The organism is Microbacterium sp. CGR2, from assembly GCF_003626735.1.
GTDB lineage: Bacteria > Actinomycetota > Actinomycetes > Actinomycetales > Microbacteriaceae > Microbacterium.
Genome location: NZ_RBHX01000001.1, coordinates 2,731,912 through 2,748,428, shown reverse-complemented (window position 1 = coordinate 2,748,428; position 16,517 = coordinate 2,731,912). Strand labels below are relative to the sequence as shown.

Genomic DNA, 16,517 nt, shown 5'->3' with positions numbered 1-16,517 from the left:
CTAGGGCACCTCGATCGTCCTGGTAGCAAGGGCCGCGGGAACGTCACGCCGTACGTGTGCCTCTTCCTGCGCGGCCCACCGATCCCAATGCGGGCGATAGGTGTCACCGTCCCGAGCCAGCGCACGCGCCTTGCGGGCCGGTTCCGTGGATTCGACCCACACCCGCACATCCGCGAGTGCGGCCGTCGCCGGGGTGAGGATGCCACTGCCCTCGAGAATGACTCCCAGAGAGGGATCGACGGCGTGACTCTCGGCGTCCGTCTGGCGCTCCCAGTCCCATCGACGCCAGGTGCCGATCTTCCCTCGGCCGTGCGGGCGAAGTATCCACTCCAGCGCCCGTTCAACCCCGCCGTCCAGCCCATCCCAGCCGGGGTAGAGGGAATCGAGCGCGATCAACTGCACGCGCCCCGCCAGCGGCCAGCGAGCAGCCAGAAGTCCGGCGAGCGATGTCTTGCCTGCACCGCTTCGTCCGTCGATCAACACGACCGGGTTCGCGGCCGAGACAGCGCGAACATCGCGCGCGATCAGCTCCGCGGCGCGCTCGAGAACCGTCGCGACCGGGTCATCACTTCTTGAGGGCACGGATGGTGCGGGTCAGCGCGCGTCCGGCGACCCAGATGAAAGGCACTGCCACAGCGAGCAGCGTGACGATGTTGGGCTCGAAACGGAGGCCTTCCTCGCGGCGGACGTACACGCCGACCGGGATGGACACGCCGCCACCGCCACCGCCCTCTGCGCCTTCACCACTTCCGCCACCGAAGCCGGAATACGTGAAAGACACCGGGGTGATGCTCACGCCGTCGACGTCCTGCGGCTCTCCATACGCGCTCTTCACGCCGAAGGACGCGACCTGCTTTCCGAGTTCCAGTGCAATGTTCGGCATGCCTCCACGCTAGTCGACCGGACACGCGCCGTGTGCGTTCAATCGGTCCCGTGGGCCTTCGGATGCTGCGCGGCGCCCCGGCCCTCGCCGCGACCGATGTGACGGGCGCGACTGATCGTGGCAGAACCGAACCGCGCCACTGCTTCGTCCATCGCCCCCTCGACCTTCCGCCAATGCTCGTCGTCATCCCAGAGCCCGAATCCCCCGCCGCCCGCCGGTCGCAGCTTCTCGGCGCGGACACCGACGAGACGCACCGGATCCCGCCGTTCGATCTGGTCGAACAGCGCCTGCGCGGCCTCACCGATCCGTTGGCCGACCGCGGTCGGTTCACTCAGGGTCTGCGAACGATTGATGGTGCGGAAGTCGTCGAACCGGACCTTGATCGCAATGGTGGCCGTCTCCCAGTCCGCGCGCCGCAGTCGCGCAGCGACCCGGTCGGAGAGCCGCAGCAGCTCTGCGCGGAGGAACGCACGATCGAGGACGTCCTGGTCGAAGGTCTCCTCGTGCCCGATGCTCTTCTCGACGCGCTCGGTGTCGACCGATCGCGGGTCTTCTCCTCGGGCCAACTGCGCGAGTCGTGCGCCGAGAGCAGGACCCACAGCCCTGTCGAGCGACTCCTGCGAGGATTCTCTGATGTCCGCCACCGTCCGGATACCGCGGGCCTCCAGAGACTCCGCGGCCTTCGGGCCGACGCCCCACATCGCTCGCACGGGTCGCGGCGCGAGGAAGTCGAGGGCGTCACTCGCCGCGACCACGAGCATCCCATCCGGCTTGGCGATGGTCGACGCGATCTTCGCGACATGCTTCGTCGCCGCGACGCCGACACTGCACGTGATCCCCACCTCGTCGAGCACCCTGGTGCGGATCAGCTCGGCGATCCGTGCAGGACTGCCCCAGAGCCGCCGGACCCCCTGGACATCGAGGAAGGCTTCGTCGACCGAGAGGGGCTCGACCAGCGGCGTGAACGACTCGAAGATCGCCATCACCTTCCGCGAAACCTCCTGGTAGCGCGAAAACTGCGGCGCCACCACACGCGCGGCGGGGCAGAGGCGGAGGGCTTGAGCGACGGGCATGGCGGCGTGCACGCCATATCGACGCGCCTCGTACGACGCACTGGACACGACAGAACGTCCGTCCGGAGCGCCGATGATCAGTGGTAGTCCGCGCAAGCTCGGATCGTCGAGCACCGCAACGGCCGCGTAGAAGGCGTCCATGTCGACGTGCAGGATACGCGTGCCGGTGTCGTCGGCGTTCGCGGCGGAGGTGATCCGCCCACTGCCGTCACCGCGTCCCATGTGACCATTCTCCCCCGGGCCTGGGGTGACAGGCCCGGGGACGCGCGCTACTGAGCGGCGCGCTCGAGAATGAGTTCACGGACACGGGCCGCGTCGGCTTGGCCCTTCATCGCCTTCATCACCGCGCCGATCACGGCTCCGGCAGCTTGCACCTTGCCGTCTTTGATCTTGGCGAGCACGTCAGGCTGGGATGCCAGCGCATCATCGATCGCCGAGATCAGTGCGCCGTCGTCGGATACGACCGCGAGGCCCCGCGCGTCGATGACCTCCTGCGGCGTGCCCTCCCCCGCGATGACGCCTTCCAGAACCTGGCGAGCCAGCTTGTCAGTGAGCGTTCCCGCGTCGACCAGGCGCTGCAGGGCGACGACGTTCTCCGGGGCGATCAGATCTGCCGCATCTCTCTCCTGCGCGTTCGCGAGGCGGGTGATCTCGCCTGTCCACCACTTGCGTGCAGTGGCCGGCGTGGCGCCCGCCGCGATCGTCGCCTCGACGGCATCCAGGAGGCCGCCGTTTCGCACATCCTGGAACTCGAGATCGGTGAAGCCCCATTCCGTCATCAGACGACGACGGCGCGCGACCGGCTGCTCAGGGAGCGCAGCGCGGAGCTCCTCGATCAGCTCCGCCGCCGGCTGCACCGGAAGCAGATCGGGTTCCGGGAAGTACCGGTAGTCATCGGCATCCGACTTCGGACGCCCCGGAGACGTGGTGCCGGTGTCTTCGTGCCAGTGCCGCGTCTCCTGCGTGATGGTGCCGCCGTCGGCGAGAATCTGCGCCTGACGTTGGATCTCGTACTTGACGGCGCGCTCCACCGAGCGCATCGAGTTGACGTTCTTGGTCTCCGTTCGCGTCCCGAGCTTCTCGTCGCCGCGCGGACGCAGCGAGATGTTGGCGTCGCACCGCAGATTGCCGCGCTCCAGGCGCGCCTCCGAGATCCCCAGTCCGCGAACGATGTCGCGGATCGCGGAGACATATGCCTTGGCGACTTCGGGCGCGCGGTGCTCGGTGCCGAAGATCACCTTGGTGACGATCTCGACCAGGGGAACACCCGCGCGGTTGTAGTCGACCAGCGAGTACTCCGCGCCCTGGATGCGTCCGGTCGCACCACCCATGTGGGTGAGCTTGCCGGCGTCTTCTTCCATGTGTGCGCGCTCGATGGGAATCGTCACGACCGTGCCGTCCTCGAGCTCGACGTCCACGGACCCTTCGTACGCGATCGGCTCGTCGTACTGGGAGATCTGGAAATTCTTGCCCAGGTCGGGGTAGAAGTAGTTCTTCCGGGCGAACCGGCTCGACTCGGCGATCGAGCATCCCAGCGCGAGACCGAGACTGATCGACGAGCGGATCGCCGTCTCGTTCACGACCGGAAGCGCCCCGGGAAGCCCGAGGTCGACCGGGGCGATGAGCGTGTTCGGCGCAGCCGCGTGATACGCCTCGTTGGCCGGGTTGGGCGCGTCGGAGAACATCTTGGTGTTGGTGTTGAGCTCGACGTGGACCTCGAAGCCGAGAACCGGCTCGTAGAGTTCGAGGGCCTTGTCGTAGTCCATGAGCTTGGCGGCGGCCATCAGCGGGTTCCTCCTGCGAGCTGCGGTGCACGGGTGAGGAGCGGCGCTCCCCAAGAGTCGACCAGCACCGTCTCCAGCGCGGCTCCGACCTTGTACAGACGAGCGTCTTCGCGCACGGGCGCCAGGAACTGGATGCCGACGGGCAGACCATCGTCGTCGGAAAGACCGCTCGGGATCGAGATCCCCGGGACACCGGCGAGGTTCGCGGGGATCGTGGTGACGTCGTTCAGATACATCTGCAGCGGGTCATCGACCTTCTCGCCGAGCTTGAACGCCGTGGTGGGGGCCGAAGGCGTGGCGATGACGTCGACATCCGCGAAGGCGGTGGCAAAGTCCTGCTGGATGAGCGTCCTGACCTTCTGCGCGCTGCCGTAGTAGGCGTCGTAATAACCCGCCGAGAGCGCGTAGGTGCCCAGGATGATGCGCCGCTTCACCTCGTCGCCGAAACCCGCGTCCCTGGTGGCCGACATGACGTCTTCCACCGTCGGGTTGCCGCTCGGGGTGACGCGCATGCCGAACCGCACCGAGTCGAACTTCGCGAGGTTGCTGGAAGCTTCCGCCGGGAGGATCAGGTAGTACGCGGCGACGCCGTATTCGAAGTGCGGTGCCGCGATCTCCACGATCTCGGCTCCCTGCGCCTCCATCATCGCCAGAGCGCTGCGGAACGACGCTGCGACCCCTGGCTGGAAGCCGCTGTCGGGGAGCTCTCGGATGACTCCGACCTTGAGGCCCTTCAGCACGTCTCCCCGAGCGCCTTCGCGGGCGGCATCGGCGAACGACGGCCACTCCTCGCGCAACGAGGTGGAATCCTTGGGATCGTGACCCCCGATCGCGTCGTGCAGCAGGCCCGCGTCGAGCACCGTCCGCGCGACCGGGCCGACCTGATCGAGGCTCGACGCGAGAGCGATCGCTCCGTAACGGCTCACGCCGCCATAGGTGGGCTTCACGCCGACCGTGCCGGTGACGTGCGCGGGCTGACGGATGGACCCTCCGGTGTCGGAGCCGAGTGCGAGCGGCGCTTCGAAGGCGGCGACCGCGGCGGCCGAACCACCGCCGGAACCACCGGGAATACGGTCGAGATCCCAGGGGTTGCGGGTCGGTCCGTACGCCGAGTGCTCGGTGGAGGAGCCCATCGCGAACTCGTCCATGTTGGTCTTGCCCAGCGGGATGAGCCCCGCCGCACGGGACCGTGCGACGACCGTCGCGTCGTAGGGGGAACGGTAGCCCTCGAGGATCCGCGACCCGCTGGTGGTGGGCTGATCGGTCGTCACCAGGACGTCCTTGATCGCGAGGGGCACGCCTGCGACCGGCCCGACCTGGTCACCCGCAGCGCGCTGGGCATCGACCGCCGCCGCCGCGTCCAGGGCATGTGCGTTGACGTGCAGGAATGCGTGCACGTCGCCGTCGACGAGCGCGATCCGATCGAGATGGGCCTGGGTCGCCTCGACACTCGAGATCTCACGCGTGGCGAGCTTCTCGGCGAGGTCCGCGGCGGTCAGGCGAATGATGTCGCTCACTGTTCTTCTCCCAGGATCGCGGTGACGCGGAAGCGGCCATCGGCGGCGTCCGGGGCGTTCTGCAACACCTGCTCATGTGTGAGCGTCTCCCCGACGGTGTCGGGTCGGAACACATTGCTCAGCGGGATCGGGTGGCTGGTCGCGACGACATCGTCGGTCGCGACCTCCGACACCTTCGCGATGTTGTCGACGATGGCGTCGAGCTGCCCGGTGAGCCGGGTCACCTCGTCGTCATCAAGCTGGATACGCGCGAGCACGCCGAGATGGCGCACGAGATCGGGGGTGATTTCAGACACGCCACCATTCTAGTTGGCGCGTCCGACGCTCCTTGCCGGGGCAGGCCGCCGCCCTATGCTGGGCTCGTGAGCACGTTCCTGCCCCCTCGCCCATGGGTCGCCAGCTACGCCGAAGGGGTTCCGGACGATCTCGCTCCGGTCGACGGCTCGCTGATCGACATCGTCGCCGCATCCGCCCGGGACTACCCGGACGCTCCCGCACTGCAGTTCTTCGGACGTGAGACGACCTACGCGCAACTGCAGGCGGCGATCGATCGCGCAGCTGCAGGCCTGCGCGACCTCGGGGTGCGTGCCGGAGACCGGGTCGCGATCGTCCTCCCGAACTGCCCGCAGCACATCATCGCGTTCTACGCCGTGCTGCGCCTCGGTGCCGTCGTCGTGGAGCACAACCCGCTGTACACCCCGCGCGAACTGCGCAAACAGTTCGAGGACCACGGCGCGAAGCATGCGATCGTGTGGAACAAGGTGGCGGCGACCGTTCAGGAGTTCCCCGCCGATCTCGCTGTGACGAGTCTGATCTCGGTCGACGTGACCCGGGCGATGCCTGTTCTGACACGTGTCGCGCTGCGCTTGCCCGTGGCCAAGGCGCGGGAATCACGAGCCGCCCTCACTGCGAAGGTGCGCGGCACCGTCAGCTGGGACGCTGTCGTATCCACGCCCGCCCTGGCCGCGTCGCACCCGAAGCCCACGACGGACGACCTGGCGATCATCCAGTACACGTCGGGGACCACCGGCAACCCGAAGGGCGCCTCCCTCTCACACCGGAACCTGCTCGCGAATGCCGCGCAGGCTCAGGCCTGGACGCCGTCGATCCAGCGAGGCGATGGCTGCGTCGTGTACGCCGTACTGCCGATGTTCCACGCCTACGGACTCACACTCTGCCTCACCTTCGCGATGTCGATCGGGGCGCGGCTGGTGTTGTTCCCGAAGTTCGATCCCGACCTCGTGCTCGACGTCGTGAAGAAGCACCCCGCCACGTTCCTGCCCCTCGTCCCGCCCATCGCGGACCGTCTCTTCACGGCGGCGAAGGAGAGAGGCGTGTCCCTGGAGGGAATCGAAGTCGCGATCTCCGGCGCGATGGCGCTCCCGCACGAGTTGGTCGTTCCGTTCGAGGAAGCGACCCGCGGTTACCTCGTCGAGGGTTACGGACTGAGCGAATGCTCCCCCGTGCTGATGGCGAACCCCGTCGCCGACAACAGGGTCCCCGGGACCGTCGGTCTTCCGCTGCCCGGCACGGAATGCCGTGTCGTGGATCCGGAGAATCCGCAGGTCGACGTTCCGGCGGGGTCTGCGGGAGAGCTGCTGGTGCGCGGGCCCCAGGTCTTCTCGGGGTACTACGGAAAGCCGGAAGAGACAGAGGCGGTGTTCGTGGACGGCTGGTTCCGGACCGGCGACATCGTCACGATCGACGACGCCGGGTTCGTCCGCATCGTCGACCGCATCAAGGAGCTGATCATCACCGGCGGCTTCAACGTCGCGCCGACCGAGGTGGAGAACGCGCTGCGTCAACACCCCCATGTGAGCGATGCCGCTGTTGTCGGACTGGCAAGCGAACACTCCGGCGAGGAGGTCGTCGCGGCCGTCGTGATCGACGGCAGGGCCGACGTCGACGTCGAAGCGATCCGGGATTTCGTCCGGAGCATCCTCACCCCCTACAAAGTGCCCCGGCGGATCTTCGTGGTGGATGAATTGCCCAAGTCCCTCATCGGCAAGGTTCTCCGCCGGCAGGTGAAGGAGAAGCTGGTCGCACTCACCAGCGGCGCGTGAGGGCGCCCTCACAGGCGCGAATGCCGTCGGGGCGCTACCCTTGGGTAGTGACCCCTGAAGACGCAGTGCTGACCGACGCCCCCGAGGAATCTCCCGCGACCCCCGGATTCGAGGAGCTCGGCATCACCGGGCCCGTCCTCAAAGCCATCAAGGATCTGGGATATGAGACGCCCTCTCCCATCCAGGCCGCCACCATTCCGACGCTGCTCTCGGGCCGCGATGTCGTGGGCATGGCGCAGACCGGAACCGGTAAGACGGCAGCCTTCGCGCTCCCCGTGCTCGAGCGGCTCGACGTCTCGCAGAAGTCTCCGCAGGCTCTCGTGCTGGCCCCGACCCGCGAGCTCGCCCTGCAGGTGTGCGAAGCCTTCGAGTCGTACGCCTCGAAGATGAAGGGCGTGCATGTCCTCCCCGTCTACGGCGGTCAGGGTTATGGCGTGCAGCTTTCCGCCCTGCGTCGCGGAGTCCACGTGATCGTCGGCACGCCCGGGCGCATCATGGACCACCTGGCCAAGGGCACTCTCGATCTGTCGCAGCTGCAGTACCTCGTGCTCGACGAGGCGGACGAGATGTTGAAGATGGGCTTCGCCGAGGACGTGGAGCAGATCCTCGCGCAGACGCCTGCAGAGAAGCAGGTCGCGTTGTTCTCGGCGACCATGCCGCCCCAGATCCGCCGCCTCGCGCAGAAGTACCTGCGCGAGCCGGAAGAGATCAGCATCAAGTCGAAGACCGCGACGGGCACCAACATCACGCAGCGTTACCTCGTGGTGTCCTACGCGCAGAAAGTCGACGCGCTCACGCGCATCCTCGAGGTGGAGAACTTCGACGGCATGATCGTGTTCGTCCGCACGAAGAACGAGACCGAGACGCTGGCCGAGAAGCTGCGTGCGCGCGGGTACTCGGCAACGGCCATCAACGGCGACGTGGCACAGGTGCAGCGCGAACGCAGCGTGAACCAGCTGAAGGACGGAAAGCTCGACATCCTGGTCGCCACCGATGTCGCAGCTCGCGGACTCGACGTCGAGCGCATCAGCCACGTCATCAATTTCGACATCCCCACCGACACCGAGTCCTATGTTCACCGCATCGGACGCACGGGACGTGCCGGACGCACGGGTGATGCCATCAGCTTCATCACCCCTCGTGAGCGCTATCTGCTCAAGCACATCGAGAAGGCGACCCGTCAGCAGCCGACGCAGATGCAGCTTCCCAGCACCGAGGATGTGAACACGACCCGCCTGACACGGTTCGACGACGCGATCACCACCGCGCTATCGGAGACCGGCCGTATCGAGGCTTTCCGTGACATCGTCGCGCACTACGTCCGCCACCATGACGTTCCCGAGGGGGATGTGGCTGCCGCTCTGGCCGTCGTCGCGCAGGGTGACAAGCCGCTGCTGCTCGATCCCGCCAACGACCACGTCTCCAAAGCAGTCGAGGCCGACAACCGCCCGCCGCGGGAGCGCACAGCGCGAGACGCGCGCGAGCCTCGCACGGAGCGCCGCAGCCGAGGCGATTACACCGCATACCGCATCGAGGTCGGTCGTCGACACAAGGTCGAGCCGCGTCAGATCGTGGGGGCCCTCGCGAATGAGGGCGGACTGGGACGCGACGACTTCGGTGTGATCAACATCCGCCCCGATTTCTCGACGGTCGAGCTGCCCTCGAATCTGAATCCCACGGTTCTCGAGAAGCTGCGCGACACGCGCATCTCGGGGCGTCTGATCGAGATCAAGCCCGATCGCGGACCGGGTGCCCGCCGTAGCGGTCCCCGCGAGGGCGGCCGTGACGCCGGCGAGCGTTTCGAGCGTCGCGACGACAGGCCGGCGCGGAGCGACCGCGAGGAAAAGCCCTTCCGGAAGCCGCGCCACAAGAGCTGACCGTCCTACGGCTCGCTCGTCGAGTGCGTCCCGCGGACCTCTCCGCTACGCAGCTTGGTGAGCGAGCCGTGCGGCGATGTCGATCAGCTGATCCGGGTGCGCGAGAAGCGCCCGATGCTCCGGTTCGGCAATCAGGAACGCGAGCAGTCGGTGGGCGCCGGCGACCGTCGGCGCCCAATACCCGCCGACGTGATGACGACTCAGCGGCAGTGTTCTCGGCTCGCCGTCCACGGTCAGTGTGACGGCTCCGTCGTCGGGATCGACTCCGGGATCGGAAAGCATCGAAGCCGCCAGAGCACCGAGCACGATCGTGCTGACCAGACCGGGCAGCCGGAATCGCGTCATGGGTACGTCGAGGGTGATCTTCTCGACGGTCGACCATTGCAGGATTCCACGGTTCTCGGCGCCCTCGCGGATGAGAACGGCGTCGGGCGTCAACCTCAGATGGTGACGGCCGGGGTCACCGACAGCAAGCGCATCCGGGACGATGATCAGCGGTCCGTAGCGCTTCATGCGACAGCGTCTGGCCCCTCGGTGACGAGGATGTGGAACTGTGCCGCGTCGAGGATGCGGATTCCCAATTCTTCGGCCTTGCCCAGTTTGGAGCCCGCTCCGGGCCCTGCGGCGACGAAGTCGGTCTTCTTGGAAACGCTCGACGCGGCCTTGCCGCCCGCCTTGATGATGGCTTCCTGAGCACCGTCGCGAGTGTAGCCGTCGAGTGAACCGGTCGCGACCACCGTGAGACCTTCGAGCACTCCCCCCTCGTCCGTTGCGGCACCGGGTCCCGGGTGGCCGGGAGTGGCCCACTGCACCCCTGCCGCCGCCCACTGCCTCACGATCTCTTGGTGCCAGTCGACTTCGAACCACGCGATCAGGGAATCGGCGATGATCCCGCCGACTCCTTCCACCGACGCCAGTTCCTCTCTCGACGCCGTGCGGATCGCTTCGAGGGAGCCGAACCACTGCGCGAGCGCTCGAGCAGCGACCGGCCCGACATGCCGAATGTTCAGCGAGACGAGAAGACGCCACAGCTCCTTCTTCTTAGCCTTCTCCAATTCGGCAATCAGGGTCAGCGCCTGTGAGGACGGCTGGGGGCCCTCGGCGCCGGACTTCTTCTCCGCTGCGGTCGGATTGCGCCGGAACGGCGCTCGCGTCTTCACCAGTCCGTCGTCGTCTTCCTTGGGGAGTCCCGTCTCCGCATCGCGTACGACCAGTTCGATCGGGACGAGCTGCTCGAGCGTCAGAGCGAACAGACCTGCCTCGGTCTCCAGGGGAGGCACGGCGGGAGTCGTCGGCTGCGTCAGTGCCGCCGCCGTGACCTCGCCGAGCGCCTCGACATCGAGTGCACCACGCGATCCGATGTGTTCGACGCGACCGCGCACCTGCGCAGGGCAGGAACGCGCGTTCGGGCATCGGAGGTCGATGTCGCCCTCTTTCATCGCGCGCAGCGGAGTACCGCACTCGGGACACTCCGCGGGCATGACGAACTCGCGCTCCGTACCGTCGCGCTTCTCGACCACGGGTCCGAGCACTTCGGGGATGACGTCGCCGGCCTTGCGCAGCACGACCGTGTCGCCGATGAGCACGCCTTTCGCCTTCACCACGTCTTTGTTGTGCAGGGTCGCCTGACGCACGACAGAGCCGGCCACCTGAGCCGGCGCCATCACGGCGAAAGGAGTGGCTCGGCCGGTGCGCCCGACCGAGACGACGATGTCGAGGAGCTTCGTCTGAACCTCTTCCGGCGGGTACTTGAAGGCGATCGCCCAGCGCGGCGCGCGACTGGTGGCCCCGAGTTCGTCATGGAGTTCCAGTTCGTCGACCTTCACCACGATGCCGTCGAGTTCGTGTTCGACATCGTGGCGGTGCTCACCGAAGTGCTGGACGAATGCCACCACGTCGTTGATCGTGTCGCACACCTTGGTGTGAGGGCTCGTGGGCAGACCCCACCCCGCCAGGAGTTCGTACACCTCGCTCTGCGCCGCGACGGGCGGATTCGCCCAGGCCCCCACGCCGTGCACGTACAGAGCCAGCGATTCGATGCGCAGGAGACCTGCCTCGAGTTCCAACCCATCCTTCTTGTCGATCTGCTGGCGAAGACCTCCACTGGCCGCGTTGCGGGGATTCGCGAACGCCGGGAATCGACGAGCGGCCGCCGTGCGCGCCTTCTCTTCGTCGAAGGGCTTCTTCGCGCCGCCCCTCGCCTCCCAACGGGAGAGCGCATCGGCGTAGGCACGGTCGCGGAAGGAGGCCTGCGCGGCATTGAGACGCTCGAACGCGGCGACGGGAATGAACACCTCTCCGCGCACCTCGACGATAGCCGGGTGCCCTTCGCCGCTCAGTCGCTCCGGGATCTCCGGCAGCCGAAGCGCGTTCTCCGTCACGATCTCACCGACCCTGCCGTCGCCGCGGGTCGCAGCAGAGGTGAGGACGCCGTTCTCATAGCGGAGGTTGATCGCCAGCCCGTCGATCTTCAACTCGGTGAGCCACGCCACCGGCCGACCGGCGGAGGACTGCGTCTTCGCGCCCCATTCCCGCAACTCGTCGAGGGAGAAGACGTTGTCGAGGCTCAGCATCCGCTCGGCGTGCTCGATCGTCGCGAGGGTTGTCGCCTCGGCAGCACCCACCATCTGCGTGGGCGAGTCCTGACCCTGGAGTTCGGGATGCAGGCGCTCGAGTTCGTCCAGACGGCGCATCCATCCGTCGTAGGTGGCGTCGTCCACGACGGACGTGTCGCGCCCGTAGTAGGCGTCTTTCGCCTCGAGGATGCGAGTGGTCAGCTCGTTCGCTTCCGTTCGGGCGTCTTCCAGCGAGATGTTCTCCGGCACCCCGCCAGTCTAGAAGCGGGCGCCGACATCCGGTGCCGGTTATGCCCCGACAGGAACGGCAGAAACGGTCGCGTCGATCGTGAACTGTCCGAGCACCCGGGTTCCCACGTAGAGCACGGCCGTCTGCCCCGGTGCGACACCGTCGAGTGGCACCTCGGGAACGACGCGTACGCCATCGGTCGAAACTTCGGCGCGAGCAGCAACAGGGTCGGCGTGCGCACGGATCTGCACGTGACATTCGAAAGACGCATCCGTCGGGGCCGCGCCCGCCCAGCTGAACCGCTCGCCGGAGATCTCCGCGATCGCCAGCGCTTCCTTCGGACCCACCACGACCGTGTTGGACACCGGGCGTACCTCGAGGACGAATCTTGGCTTGCCGTCTGCTGCAGGAACGCCCAGTTTCAGCCCGCGACGCTGGCCGACGGTGAAGCTGTGCGCACCCTCGTGCGAGCCCACCACCGCTCCCTCTCGATCGACGATCTCACCGGTGGCGGTGCCGACCTTCTCGGCGAGCCACCCCCGGGTATCGCCGTCGGGGATGAAGCAGATGTCGTGACTGTCCGGCTTCTGAGCCACGCTCAGGCCGCGGGCCTCTGCCTCAGCGCGAACGAGCGCCTTCGAGGGTGTGTCGCCGAGAGGGAAGTACGTGTGCGCGAGCTGATCGGCGGTGAGCACGCCCAGCACGTAGGACTGATCCTTCGCGTTGTCCGACGCGCGGTGGAGCTCGAGACCCTGCTCACCGTCGACGAGAGTTGCGTAGTGGCCCGTGCAGACCGCGTCGAAGCCGAGCTCGATCGCGCGCTCCAGCAGCGCGGCGAACTTGATCTTCTCGTTGCACCGCATGCAGGGATTCGGGGTACGTCCGGCCTGGTACTCGGCGATGAAGTCGTCGATCACGTCATCGCGGAAGCGCTCGGAGAAGTCCCAGACGTAGAAGGGGATGCCGAGGAGATCGGCGGCGCGGCGGGCATCGAGGGCGTCCTCGATCGTGCAGCATCCGCGACTGCCCGTACGCAGGGTTCCGCCGGCACGCGAGAGCGCCAGGTGGACGCCGACGACATCATGGCCCGCCTCCACGGCTCGTGCTGCCGCGACGGCGGAGTCCACTCCCCCACTCATGGCCGCAAGTATCCGCATGTGAACAGTCTACGAGCGTGCGGCTGTGCGGGGACCGGATGCCCGCGCATAGACGTCGGCGATCACGGCGAGCACCGCATCGACATCGTCATCCGTCGAGGTGCGGCCGAACGAGAACCGCAGCACGCTCCGTGCGTCGCGCTCGCTCCGACCCATGGCGGTCACCACATGCGACGGCTCTGCGACCCCCGCCTGACACGCTGATCCCGTCGAGGCCGCGATTCCCGCGACGTCGAGCAGGAACAGCAGGCTCTCTCCCACCGCGCCAGGGAAGAGAACGTGGGCGTTGCCGGGAAGGCGACGGTTCGGGTCACCCAGCAGCTCGGCAGCCGGCACAGCCGATCGGATGCCGTCGACGAGGCGATCGCGCAGCGCGGACAGACGGGCAGCTTCCACGACCCGCTCCGCCTCTGCCAGCTCCAATGCCGTGGCGAAAGCCACCGCCCCGGCGACATCCTGCGTCCCAGCGCGCAGGCCGCGTTGTTGCGCACCTCCGCGCAGGAGTGGCTTCAGGTGCACGGTGCGCGCGGCGATCAGCACGCCGACTCCGACGGGCGCTCCTATCTTGTGACCGGCGAAGCTCATCGCGACGAGGCCGACGCCGGCAGCGGCGTCCGAGCGCAGGGTGCGGAAGGACAGCGGAACGTGTCCGAGGGCAGCCACCGCGTCGATGTGCAACGGCACACCCGCCGCCGCGGCGGCACCGGTGAGCGCTGTGACGTCATTGACGGTGCCCGCCTCGTTGTTGGCGAACAACGCAGTCGCCAACGCGGCACCCTGGAGCCGAGCAGCGAAGTGCTCGGGATCGATTCCCGCGAGGCTGTTCACGCGCACAGGCCTCACCACCGCGCCCTCTTCGACCAGAGCGGCGACCGTGTCCATGGTCGCGTGGTGTTCGGCATCCGGCAGCACGATGGCGTCCGTCCCATCGCGGCGCGCCCCCCACATCCCCTGCAGGGCGAGGTTGATCGACTCGGTGCCGCCGGAGGTGAAGACGACCTCGATGGGATCGGAGCCGAGCACCGCCGCGACCCTCTCGCGGGACTCCTCCAGAACTCGACGCGCATCCTGACCGGCGTTGTGTGTCGAGGACGCATTGCCGACGGTCTCGCTGGCCGTCAACCAGGCGTCGCGGGCTTCGCGCCGCAACGGCGTGGTCGCGGCGTGGTCGAGATAGTGCCTCATCCCTCGATTGTCTCGCGAAATCACCCCGGCGAGGCGGCGCCGACGTGAGACGGAGTACTCGCAGTCATGAGACGGCGGCCCGGCACTCTAGGGTGTACTCATGCCCGAGACGCCCGCTTTCACCGCGCCCGGCGGTTCCGCGCTGGACCACCTCGGCGTGCGACTGCATGACGGTGTCGGGACGCTGAGAGTGTGGTCGCGCAACGCCTCATCGATCGAACTCGTCGTGTTCGATGCGACAGATCTCGACTGGGTCACCGACGAAGTGCCGCTCGAGCGCCTGCCCGGCGGGATCTGGGAAGTGACGACCCCTCTGCTGCAGCCAGGCGTCCGATACGCGCTCCGCTCAGGTGGCCCGCACGGACCGGGCAACACCTTCAATCCGGAGACTCTGCTCCTCGATCCCTACGCGCGCGGTCTCGCCCAGGGCGACGGCTATGAAGAGTGGAGATCGGTCGTCATCATCGACGGGTTCGACTGGGGAGAATCGCGGAAACCCCGTATCCCACTCGACAGGACCGTCATCTACGAGGGGCACCTCAAGGGGCTCACCAAACGGCACCCCGACGTGCCACCAGCGCTGCACGGCACCTACGCCGGTCTCGCGCATCCCGCGATGATCGCGCACTTCCACTCGCTCGGCATCACCTCGATCGAGCTGCTTCCGGTGCAGGCGTTCGTCCCGGAACCGCGCCTGCTCGAGAGGGGGCTTACGAACTACTGGGGATACAACACCCTGAACTTCTTCACGCCGCACACGGCCTATGCCACGGAAAGCGCACGCAAAGCCGGTCCGGAGGCCGTGCTGGCAGAGTTCAAGGGCATGGTGCGCCTGCTGCACGAGGCAGGGCTCGAAGTCATTCTCGACGTCGTCTACAACCACACCGCGGAAGAGGGGTTCGGCGGCCCCCGATCGAGCCTGCGAGGCATCGACAACGCGAGCTACTACCGTCAGGACGATGCCGGGGTCTACATCGACACCACCGGGTGCGGGAACACGCTGAACACGTCCACCGACGTCGGCGCCCGTCTGGTGCTCGACTCGCTGCGGTACTGGGCGCAGGAGATGCAGATCGACGGGTTCCGTTTCGATCTGGCCACCGCGATCGCTCGCGATGGGACGCACACGTTCACCCCGGAGCATCCCCTTCTCGCCGCCATCGCCGATGATCCCGTTCTCGCGGAGACCAAGCTCATCGCAGAGCCGTGGGACGTCGGACTGGGTGGCTGGCAGACGGGGAACTTCCCGGCGGGATGGCACGAGTGGAACGACCGCTACCGCGATCGTGTTCGCAACTTCTGGCTGAGCGACATCGACTACGCCCGGCGTGCGTCCGCTCCCGTCGGAGTCGGCGGATTCGCCACGCGTCTCGCGGGCTCGTCGAACACGTTCAGCGAGGGCCGCGGACCGCTTGCCAGCGTGAACTTCGTCACCGCCCACGACGGATTCACGCTGCATGACCTCGTCTCCTACGACGTGAAGCACAACGAAGCCAACGGCGAGCACAACCGCGACGGCGCCGACACGAACCGTGCCTTCAACCATGGCGTGGAAGGTCCGACGGATGACCCGGCCATCCTGGGCGCCCGACGCAAAGCGATGCGCAATCTCCTCGGAACCCTTCTGCTCTCCGCGGGGATCCCCATGCTCACGGCCGGGGACGAAGTGGGGCGCACGCAGCGGGGCAACAACAACGCGTACGCCCAGGACTCGGCGCTGACGTGGCTGCGGTGGGATCACGAGCAGTGGCAGGAAGACCTCCGCGCGCATGTGAGTCGACTGATCCGTCTGCGGAATGAGAATCCGGCACTGCGACCCAGCCGTTACGCCCGCCTCGGTGAGCACATCCCCAATGCGTCGGTGATGGACTGGTACGACCAGCACGGTCAGACGATGGAGAGCGTGCAATGGGCAGACCCTCGTAATCGCACGCTCCAGTACTCGGCCGCCTCCACACCGGATCAGGAGGCACCCAACCGCATCCTGCTGATCGTCCACGGCACCGAGTCCCCCATCGACGTGCGGCTGCCCGAGGAGATCGAGGGCGCGAGCCGATTCGTCTCACTGTGGTCGAGCGCGCAGGATCGGCCTTCCGCGGACCACGAAGTGTTCGCTCCGGGAGAGGTGCTGCCGATCCCCGGAACGTCGATGCGACTGTTCCGCGTGGAATGA

Annotated in this window: 13 protein-coding genes; 3 read left to right on the top strand and 10 right to left on the bottom strand. The window is 67.3% G+C overall.

Features of this window, described 5'->3' with window-relative positions; translation table 11 throughout:
- The 6 genes from D7252_RS13700 to gatC are packed head-to-tail and all read right to left on the bottom strand — an operon-like array spanning position 1 to position 5,553.
- Positions 1–582, bottom strand: coding sequence for a hypothetical protein (locus D7252_RS13700; protein ID WP_120775892.1), 582 nt, complete (start codon positions 580–582; stop codon positions 1–3).
- Positions 566–883 carry a hypothetical protein gene (locus D7252_RS13695; RefSeq protein WP_120775891.1) on the bottom strand — a complete coding sequence of 106 codons (318 nt, stop codon included), beginning with the start codon at positions 881–883 and terminating at the stop codon, positions 566–568. The genes D7252_RS13700 and D7252_RS13695 overlap by 17 nt, the downstream gene beginning before the upstream one ends.
- Positions 884–921: 38 nt before the next feature.
- Entirely contained in the window at positions 922–2,178 is a 1,257-nt protein-coding gene (dinB, locus tag D7252_RS13690) for a DNA polymerase IV (RefSeq protein WP_120775890.1), read from the bottom strand.
- 47 nt (positions 2,179–2,225) lie between these two features.
- On the bottom strand, positions 2,226–3,740 hold the full coding sequence (gene gatB / locus D7252_RS13685) for an Asp-tRNA(Asn)/Glu-tRNA(Gln) amidotransferase subunit GatB (RefSeq protein WP_120775889.1): 1,515 nt from the start codon (positions 3,738–3,740) through the stop codon (positions 2,226–2,228).
- On the bottom strand, positions 3,740–5,257 hold the full coding sequence (gatA, locus tag D7252_RS13680) for an Asp-tRNA(Asn)/Glu-tRNA(Gln) amidotransferase subunit GatA (protein ID WP_120775888.1): 1,518 nt from the start codon (positions 5,255–5,257) through the stop codon (positions 3,740–3,742). Before gatA ends, gatB begins: the two co-directional genes overlap by 1 nt.
- Entirely contained in the window at positions 5,254–5,553 is a 300-nt protein-coding gene (gene gatC, locus D7252_RS13675) for an Asp-tRNA(Asn)/Glu-tRNA(Gln) amidotransferase subunit GatC (protein WP_120775887.1), read from the bottom strand. Before gatC ends, gatA begins: the two co-directional genes overlap by 4 nt.
- 66 nt (positions 5,554–5,619) lie before the next feature.
- Here gatC and D7252_RS13670 point away from each other — a divergent pair, with 66 nt between their 5' ends.
- Complete coding sequence (locus tag D7252_RS13670) at positions 5,620–7,320, top strand: long-chain-fatty-acid--CoA ligase (RefSeq protein WP_120775886.1); 1,701 nt, start codon at positions 5,620–5,622, stop codon at positions 7,318–7,320.
- A gap of 65 nt (positions 7,321–7,385) precedes the next feature.
- The gene (locus D7252_RS13665) at positions 7,386–9,197 is read left to right on the top strand and encodes a DEAD/DEAH box helicase (RefSeq protein ID WP_120775885.1); all 1,812 of its coding nucleotides are present in this window, start codon (positions 7,386–7,388) and stop codon (positions 9,195–9,197) included.
- 45 nt (positions 9,198–9,242) lie between these two features.
- On the opposite strand, the gene D7252_RS13660 is transcribed toward D7252_RS13665, so the two are convergent.
- From D7252_RS13660 to D7252_RS13645, 4 genes are read right to left on the bottom strand one after another with little or no spacing between them, the layout of a single operon-like run.
- Entirely contained in the window at positions 9,243–9,710 is a 468-nt protein-coding gene (locus D7252_RS13660; RefSeq protein ID WP_120775884.1) for a hypothetical protein, read from the bottom strand.
- On the bottom strand, positions 9,707–12,022 hold the full coding sequence (ligA, locus tag D7252_RS13655) for an NAD-dependent DNA ligase LigA (protein ID WP_120775883.1): 2,316 nt from the start codon (positions 12,020–12,022) through the stop codon (positions 9,707–9,709). Before ligA ends, D7252_RS13660 begins: the two co-directional genes overlap by 4 nt.
- Positions 12,023–12,061: 39 nt before the next feature.
- Positions 12,062–13,159, bottom strand: coding sequence for a tRNA 2-thiouridine(34) synthase MnmA (gene mnmA, locus D7252_RS13650; protein WP_120775882.1), 1,098 nt, complete (start codon positions 13,157–13,159; stop codon positions 12,062–12,064).
- Positions 13,160–13,168: 9 nt separating this feature from the next.
- Complete coding sequence (locus D7252_RS13645; protein ID WP_120775881.1) at positions 13,169–14,344, bottom strand: cysteine desulfurase family protein; 1,176 nt, start codon at positions 14,342–14,344, stop codon at positions 13,169–13,171.
- 100 nt (positions 14,345–14,444) lie between these two features.
- On the opposite strand from D7252_RS13645, the gene glgX reads away from it, so the two are divergent.
- Positions 14,445–16,517, top strand: coding sequence for a glycogen debranching protein GlgX (gene glgX / locus D7252_RS13640; RefSeq protein ID WP_120775880.1), 2,073 nt, complete (start codon positions 14,445–14,447; stop codon positions 16,515–16,517).

What these genes read in the sequence shown, in the direction of transcription:
- gatB (WP_120775889.1), bottom strand. Translation starts at nt 3,740, where the DNA reads ATGGCCGCCGCCAAGCTCATGGACTACGACAAGGCCCTCGAACTCTAC.
- dinB (WP_120775890.1), bottom strand. Translation starts at nt 2,178, where the DNA reads ATGGGACGCGGTGACGGCAGTGGGCGGATCACCTCCGCCGCGAACGCC.
- glgX (WP_120775880.1), top strand. Translation starts at nt 14,445, where the DNA reads ATGCCCGAGACGCCCGCTTTCACCGCGCCCGGCGGTTCCGCGCTGGAC.
- mnmA (WP_120775882.1), bottom strand. Translation starts at nt 13,159, where the DNA reads ATGCGGATACTTGCGGCCATGAGTGGGGGAGTGGACTCCGCCGTCGCG.
- D7252_RS13695 (WP_120775891.1), bottom strand. Translation starts at nt 883, where the DNA reads ATGCCGAACATTGCACTGGAACTCGGAAAGCAGGTCGCGTCCTTCGGC.
- D7252_RS13660 (WP_120775884.1), bottom strand. Translation starts at nt 9,710, where the DNA reads ATGAAGCGCTACGGACCGCTGATCATCGTCCCGGATGCGCTTGCTGTC.
- D7252_RS13645 (WP_120775881.1), bottom strand. Translation starts at nt 14,344, where the DNA reads ATGAGGCACTATCTCGACCACGCCGCGACCACGCCGTTGCGGCGCGAA.